Genomic DNA, 6,632 nt, shown 5'->3' with positions numbered 1-6,632 from the left:
CTGTTCCTTCTAAATGCCGTTTTAAAGCAGTGTACATGAGTGGTAAATCTTCAGGGGAAACCAAGCCGGTAAAGCCTTCAAAGGTTTGCTTGAGCTCATTTTTTGTATAGCCTAAAATGCGAGCATAAGTATGGTTGATGGTATTGGTATTGTTGGCAACTGACCATGTCCATGTCCCTGCACCAAGGGCTTTTGAGGCAATGTTAAGGTGTTTTTGAGACAATGCTGCGCGTTGAATAATGGCGTGAATTTTTTGCCGCCAACGGTGCAAGGCTACTAGCGACCAGCCCAATCCTGCCAAACTCAAAAAAAGCAAAACGAGCAAGAATCCTGTGATGTTAAAAGTACTTCCTTTTGGCTTAATCCAAGGCAACCAAAGGGTTTGTTTTTCTTCGGTGGAAAGATGATGTAGTGTTTTTTGTAAAACAGAGAGCAAAAGAGGATGGTCGCGATGCACGCCAATGTAGGCAGGAAAACGAATGGGCAAGGCATGGGCAATATAGAGTGTGCGAAACGGGTAGTTTTCAAGATAGTAACCTAAAGAGAGAGTTTCTCCAATAACCGCATCAAGTTCTCCAGCTTTAAGTTGTTCAAGCCCCTCTTTTAAGTCCAAAAACTCAGTAATGTGAAGCGAAGGGTAGTGCTTTTGTATCAAGCCGATGGTGGCATAGCCTTTTACCATGCCAACCCGCTTGCCGTGCAGTTCAAGAAGGGGCTCAAAAAGAACCCTGTCGCGCTGTGTGGCAACGGAAAGTGAAATGTCAAAAAGTGGGTCTGAAAAGAGTAAGTAGTCGGCCCGTTCTTCGGTTTTGATGACGCCTGAAATAAGGTCAATTTTTCCTTCTTTGGTTGCCTCAAAAAGGGTCTCCCAGGAGGAGAAATGCGTAGGGGTGAAGCTAATCCCTAGTTGTTGTTCAAAATAGCGGTAATAAGAGGAGAAAACCCCTTGATGCTCGCCTTGTGCGTTGATGAAATCATAAGGGGGTCGCGCATGATCAAAGCCTAAACGAATGATGGGTTTAGCGGCAAGCCACTGGATTTCTTCAGGCTCAAGGCCTAGTGTTTTGATGGTTTTTTCTGTGGGAAGGGCAAAAAGGTAAAGAGGAAGAAGGAAAAAAGCAAGGAGCAGTGAAAAACTCCTTGCAGGTGCTAACTTAGCAAGCTGGTACGTTGCCGCTGTCTTTTGCGTAATGGATAACAAAGTCACAGATGTCAGATTGGAACCTTTTAAATTGAGCGCCACCTAAAAAGTCGGCTGCATCAGGATGTTTTGCGGAGTACTCTGTGATGAATCCAGCACCTTCATTGGCGCATAACTCTCTCCATTCTGCAATGGTGTGTTGTGCTGCAAATTGGGCACCGTTGAGACCAGTTGGGGTTTTCATAAACTTAAGGTAAAGTTTTTGGCCACGCGCTGAATCTGCAGAAGCGGTACTCACGCTCAAGCCTAATCCTACCATAATTGCGAACGCAAGTGCGGTTAATTTTCTCATTTCTTTCTCCTGTGTGTGATTTCCCACTTGTGCCCATTTGTTCTGGCGACATAGCTTGCAACAAAATGGTTCACTTTGGTTTTCAAGGTAAATATTATCATACCTTACTTAAATATAAGTTAAATATTTATGTTTTTTTATTAGTCATTTTATAAAGAAAACTAAATACTTCTGCGACCGCTTTGTAGAGTGCTGGGGGAATTTCTCTGTCAAGTTCTACCTTGGAAAGCAGTTCTACAAGGTCAGCATCTTCGCGGATGGGTATGTTGTGGTCTTTGGCAAGGCGGATGATGGTGTTGGCCACTTCGCCTTGGCCTTTGGCGGTAACCTTTGGCGCTCCCTTTTTTTCGAGATTATATTTAAGTGAAACGGCTTTTTTTCGGCTTTGTTTAGGCGGTAAGGTTGATGCCAAAGTCGCCCTCCAGTGTGTTTTTTTCAAGGGATTCGCGTTTTTCGTAGGGTAAAAGTGTGATGTTTGAGGGGGTAATGCTCACCGCGTAAAGCATGAGCCTGAGTTCTTGGATGTGCTCACTGATGCGCGTTTTAAGTTCGGGGCTTTCAAGGGCGATGCTTACATTAATATGCTGAGTGTCAAACAACACGAGCATGATGTGCACGTTGCGGTAGTGTTCAAATTCTAAGTTAATTTGGCAGTAGGTAGCTTCTTCTCGTTTTTGCACCATAAGACTTCCGTGCTTTAAGCCGCTCCACAAGTAGGGCAGATAGGTGTGAGCGCTTTGGCTGACATGCCCGTAAAGCTGGTGCATTTCAATTTGGGCCAAAGATTTTGTGGCTAATTGGTTGGCTTCTTTATGGGATGTACTTGAAGCATTCTGGAGCTCTAAAAGGGTTTTTTTCACATCACTCATAATCGCCTTGGGGAGCTCCCCCGAACCCGCTTGTGTAAGTTGTTGCTTGAGGGCTAGGACGTGTTCTTTGGTGAGGGTGAGCGCTTTGGGAAGCTCAAGGGTGGTTGCGTCTAAAAGTTTGATAAGAGTTTTTAACGCCGACACAGCGCGCTTTAGTTGAGCCTCTGTGTCATTAGGAATGGCTGCCAAAAGGGGTGAGAAATATTGGGGTGCTTGGGTTGACCATGCTAGTTCACCGATGAGTAAAGGGGCTTTTGGCGTTACATGTAAAAGGGTGGCACTTGGCTTGTCTGGGGGTACTTCTTGTGTTAAAGAAGGGATTTTTGCGTTTACATGTAAAGGTGTCAGTTTGTGTTTTATTGTGCCTTGGGTGCTTGGAGGCGGTGGTATGGCTTTGGCCTGAAGAACAGGTGCAAGGTCGTGTTTGATTGTGCTTGAATGCTTTAAAATTGATTCCAAAAGTGCGATGGTCTGAGTTTTTGTGTGGGTGGCAAGGTGTTGGATTTGGGGTGTATTTTGGCTAGATTTTGGCAGTGGAAGTGGGTTTTCTTTGAGTTCTTTAAGTAAAGCAATAAGTACACTTTTGGTCTCTTGTGTTAACGGAAGTTGTGGCGCTTGGCGAGAGAGTAGAGGGTGCTGGAGTGCCTCTTTGGCAGCGGTGCTTTGAAATTTTGTGAGTGTTTTTTCAAGAGTTGCCACTTTTTCTGCCAAAGGAAACAAGGGGCGCTTGGAGAGAACTTGGAGTTGTGTTGCAAGCGCTGTTGTGGCAATTTTTAGGGCTTCTTTCGGGGTTTTTTGGGTGCTTGGTGTGAGCACTTCTTGAAAAAGACGGCTTAGGGTTGCTTGGGTGGTTTTGGGTAAAGGGAGTTGCCCTAGGGTCTCTTGGAGCTGGCGCAAGGGTTGGTGTAACGCCACATCCACGGGCAAACTTTGGGTGCGCAAGGCCGCTTCAAATCCTGTGCCTGAACGCACGAGTTGTTGTTTTAGCTCCGCGCCGTTGGTGGTGACAATCTCTTTTAAAAACCCTTGTAAGGCTTGCGAGAAAGGTTTGAGCGCGGGGTCATTTTGGGTGAGCGTGACAAGGGTTTGAAGCTGGTTTGGCAAGGAGGGTGCATTTTTAAACCACGAAGCATTTTCAAGGGTGTGTTTGACCTGCGCGGGTGCGATGGCGTTGGTGGCCAAAGACTGAAGCAAGGTTTGGATGGTGTTGGGGGTGGATTTACCCACTGCTAATTCCGCACTCGGTGCGCTTACTAAGGCTTTCACTAGCGCTTTGGCCTCTTTAGGACTACTGGCGGCAAGGTGTAAAAGATCTTGGGTTGAAAGTGTTACCATGGTCTGTTGGGGCTGCCTTTTAAAATCGTTACATGTAAGGGTAGCATCGGCGAATTGTGCACTTAATAAAGTAGCAACGTGGCAACGCACGCCACATAGAGTTTAAGGGCGTAGCGTGCATTCCATAAAAACAGTTTTTTAGAAGGAATGTCATAGCGCCCTGAGAGGGCGAGGTTGAGCCCTGACACAGGACTCGTGCCAATGCTGAGTGACCACGACATCAAAAAGGTCATGGCAAGCAAGGTGTGGTCAACTTCCATGCTCCCAAGCCACCCGCCTAAAATAGCGATGGAAATGATGGGATGAACGCCCACGAGTGAGACAAGGACCATCCCAAGGAGCATCACTGCCGCCACGCTAGGGGTAAACGCACTCACAGGAAAAGCAAGGGCAAAACCCTCTAAAAGCGCACTGATGCTTAAGCCAAAATACCCCGCTACCAAAAAAAGTGCCAGTTCTGTTTTTAGAAGAGGGAGTTGGGTGGTGGTGTGGGTGGCAAAGTGTTTGAGCCCTTGGACAATGCCTTGGCGCCAAAAAAGAAACCATAGCGTCAGGCCAAGCGCGTAAAAAGAGACCAGTAAAATCACCCGCGCCTCAGGAAACAACCAATGGGTCGCCCCCACAAGTGCCGCCAAGAGCGCAGGCAAAACCAAGGCTTCAGGGCCGATGGGATAGCCCACAAAGTCTTCCATGGGCTTTCCTCCAAACTCCCAATAGGTGAGCATAAACCCTACGCCAACGAGCATCATGCCGCTTTGCCACAGGTGCAAAAGCGAGGCTTGGGGTGCGTAAATGCTAGCCGCGGCAAAGGCGATGAAAAACGGTGACCACAAGGCATCTGCGGAAAAAGCGCGCGAAAGCGTGGCGATTTGCATTTTGGTAAGCGGAGTTTTTTGGGAAAGTCTGTCGCCTGCTAACAGCACGGAGGAGAGGTTAATAACAGCACCAAAAAGATGCACGCCAAAAAAGGTCGAAACAAAGCTCTTGGGGCCTTTAGGAAGAGGGTGTTCGCTTGGGGTAGGGAGGGCTACGAGCCTTAAGTAGCTGATGCTGATGAGTAAGCTTAGCATGAGTTGATTGACACTCAACACCCGCCACAGTTCAACCCTAAAGCCCATGGTGTAGGCAAAAGCGAAACATGCGGTCCCAAGGGTAAAAAGAGTGAGGCTAAGGCGACGTTTTGGGGGAGGAATGGTGAAAAATAACACCAGTCCCGCACTCCACGCCAACGTACCTGCAAGGGTATAAAGAGCACTATTGCCCGTGAGGCTAAGGAGTAAGCTTGCTAGCAAAAGCCAGCCGCAAAGGGATGTTTTCATGGGTGAAAGTATAGCTCAAAAAAGGAAAGGGCCACACACCCTTTCCTTGGGGGTATTAGGACATAATCTCTTCGATGGTGATGTAATCGCCCACGCGGCCTGTCATTTTTTCTACGTCGGTGTTTACGGGTAAGGTTTTTTTGCCTGGAACCCAGCCAGCAGGGCACACTTCGCCTGTTTTAGTGGCGTGTTGCCATGCACGGACTTGGCGCAAGAATTCGTTGACGTTGCGGCCTACCATAGGGGCTTGGACTTCTTGGGCGACGCACACGCCATCGGGATTAAACAAGAAACGACCGCGAAGTGCTAGGCCTTCTTCTTCGATAAGCACGCCAAAGGCTTCACTGACTACGCGGGTGGTATCTGCACCAATGGTAAGTTTCAAGCCTTTTAAAATAGGCTCAGTTTCTACAAAACGTTTGTGGGAAAACTTGGTGTCTGTGGAGACGGCTAAAATTTCCACGCCAAGCTCTTGAAACTCGTCATATTTGGCGTTCATAGCTGCGATTTCTGTGGGACACACAAAGGTAAAATCCGCAGGGTAAAAGCAAACAACTGTCCATTTTCCGGCGTAATCTTCACTCTTAACACTGGTGTAGTGACCGCTTTTTGCATCGTATGCATCCATTGTAAACTCTGGCATTTTCTTTAGTACCATACTTGAACTCATTTTCTTCTCCTTGGGTGTTTGTTGGGGCTTCGCAGCTTGTGCTGCGTTTTGTTCTGGTCGTTGTTTGACACCTGTATCGCATCCCATGGGATACCTCCTACACAAAAGATGGTGGAAGTATAGCAAGACGAGAAAAATAAGTCAATAGTAATTTTTATCGTCAGATTAAAATTGTTAATTTCTTTTTCAAGAGTATGGTATATTTTCACTTTAATGCATTATCTAAGGAAAACGAATGCCAAAAGCCCCTAAACATCGCCTTACATGTAAGCCCTGTGCTGGGCGTTTTGGCGCACTTGAAGCGCAAGGACATGAAAAAATCTCCCTTTTGCACGAAGAACTAGAAGCCCTTTACTTGGCCGATTATAAAGGTCTTTACCACGAAGAGTGCGCAAAACATCTCGGAGTTTCGCGCCCCACGTTTGCCAAGTTGTTAAAAGGTGGGCGCAAAAAATGTGTGCAAATGTTGCTGTTTAAAAAAGCTTTACATGTAAACGAGCGCGCCACCCATTTGGTCTATGCTGTGCCAACCGATGATAAGCAAACCCTTTCACTGCACTTTAACGTGGCGCGTTATTTTGCCTTGTTGTTTGTGGAGTCTGATGTTATTGCGCGTACTGTATTTTTACCCAACCCATTGGTTACAAAGATTGAAGCCAAAGGCATTGTGGTGCAAAGCGATGAAGATTCTATGGGATTTGGTGCTGGGCGAGTGATTCCTGAACTGCTCAAAGAAGCAACCCATGTGGTGTGTGCTTCTGTTGGAGAAGGTATGGTGCGCAACCTTGAAGGCATGGGCATACGTGTTGAGAAAATAAACCCAACAGAACATCCTTTGCCACTGGAAAAAGCGATCAAACAATAGTTTTTGGACCTTTCTTTACATGTAAACACCTTTACATGTAAAGAAAGCCCTTTAATATTTTTTTATTAGCCTTTTTATAGA

Annotated in this window: 7 protein-coding genes; 1 reads left to right on the top strand and 6 read right to left on the bottom strand. The window is 46.6% G+C overall.

All coding sequences use genetic code 11. The annotated features are described in order from the left end of the window. The 6 genes from JWV37_RS03465 to JWV37_RS03440 all read right to left on the bottom strand — a co-directional run. Positions 1-1,207 (bottom strand): transporter substrate-binding domain-containing protein (locus tag JWV37_RS03465; protein WP_205458313.1); only part of this gene is annotated, 1,207 nt, incomplete at its 3' end. After that, entirely contained in the window at positions 1,155-1,493 is a 339-nt protein-coding gene (locus tag JWV37_RS03460) for a hypothetical protein (protein WP_205458311.1), read from the bottom strand. The genes JWV37_RS03465 and JWV37_RS03460, both read right to left, overlap by 53 nt. Before the next feature lie 127 nt (positions 1,494-1,620). Further along, positions 1,621-1,905, bottom strand: coding sequence for an EscU/YscU/HrcU family type III secretion system export apparatus switch protein (locus JWV37_RS03455; RefSeq protein ID WP_205458309.1), 285 nt, complete (start codon positions 1,903-1,905; stop codon positions 1,621-1,623). Further along, positions 1,883-3,697, bottom strand: a complete 1,815-nt coding sequence (locus tag JWV37_RS03450) for a hypothetical protein (protein WP_205458307.1) — start codon at positions 3,695-3,697, stop codon at positions 1,883-1,885. The genes JWV37_RS03455 and JWV37_RS03450 overlap by 23 nt, the downstream gene beginning before the upstream one ends. A 62-nt stretch (positions 3,698-3,759) precedes the next feature. Beyond that, entirely contained in the window at positions 3,760-5,016 is a 1,257-nt protein-coding gene (locus JWV37_RS03445; protein ID WP_205458305.1) for a tellurium resistance protein TerC, read from the bottom strand. 55 nt (positions 5,017-5,071) lie between these two features. Beyond that, entirely contained in the window at positions 5,072-5,773 is a 702-nt protein-coding gene (locus JWV37_RS03440; protein ID WP_205458303.1) for a peroxiredoxin, read from the bottom strand. Positions 5,774-5,921: 148 nt separating this feature from the next. On the opposite strand from JWV37_RS03440, the gene JWV37_RS03435 reads away from it, so the two are divergent. After that, positions 5,922-6,551: a DUF134 domain-containing protein gene (locus JWV37_RS03435; protein ID WP_205458301.1), complete on the top strand. Its 630-nt coding sequence runs from the start codon at positions 5,922-5,924 to the stop codon at positions 6,549-6,551. Positions 6,552-6,632 lie beyond the last annotated feature (81 nt).

The organism is Sulfurospirillum tamanense, from assembly GCF_016937535.1.
Lineage (GTDB): Bacteria > Campylobacterota > Campylobacteria > Campylobacterales > Campylobacteraceae > Sulfurospirillum_B > Sulfurospirillum_B tamanense.
Note: the sequence above shows the minus strand (reverse complement) of the source record. Positions and strands in the feature narration are given on the sequence as shown.